We start from the raw sequence: 588 nt of genomic DNA, 5'->3' as shown, positions 1-588 counted from the left end.
GAGGAGTTCCATTCCTGAAAATTTCGCTGTGATCAGAGAAATGGCGGATTTTTTAAAGAAACTTGATGGAATTAAAGAAATCCAATGGCTTTTAAATGAAATTTTAAGCTCGATAAATCATGTTGATATGGATTCTATCCTTAAAGATTTGAATGACGATAAAGACCCTTATTTGCACTTTTATGAAACCTTTTTAAGCGCTTATGACCCTAAATTGCGAGAGAGTAAGGGCGTGTATTACACCCCAGATTCTGTGGTGAAATTCATCATTGACGCTTTGGATAGTTTGCTTAAAACGCATTTCAAAGACGCTCCCTTAGGCTTAAAAAGCGCTTTGGATAACGAAAATATCAAGCTTTTAGATTTTGCCACCGGCACAGGCACTTTTTTATTAGAAGCGTTCAGAAAAGCGCTAGAAATGAGGAAAACAAGCGATGGGGGCATCTCCACTAAAGAGGATAAATACCAAAACCTCTTAAAGCAATTTTATGGGTTTGAATACTTGATCGCTCCTTATGCGATCGCTCATTTGAATCTCAGCCAAGCCTTTAAGGAGGAATTTAAAAAACCTCTCAAAGAAAACGATGC

The 588-nt window shown here is 37.4% G+C and carries 1 protein-coding gene; it reads left to right on the top strand.

Annotated features, from left to right (window positions below):
• Nucleotides 1–28: 28 nt before the first annotated feature.
• A partial coding sequence (locus IEY78_RS35395; RefSeq protein WP_229700349.1) for an N-6 DNA methylase occupies nucleotides 29–588 on the top strand: 560 nt, incomplete at its 3' end.

This window comes from Streptomyces kronopolitis (genome assembly GCF_014646275.1).
GTDB lineage: Bacteria > Actinomycetota > Actinomycetes > Streptomycetales > Streptomycetaceae > Streptomyces > Streptomyces kronopolitis.
The sequence above is the reverse complement of the archived record's forward strand: the minus strand, read 5'-3'. Positions and strand labels throughout refer to the sequence as shown.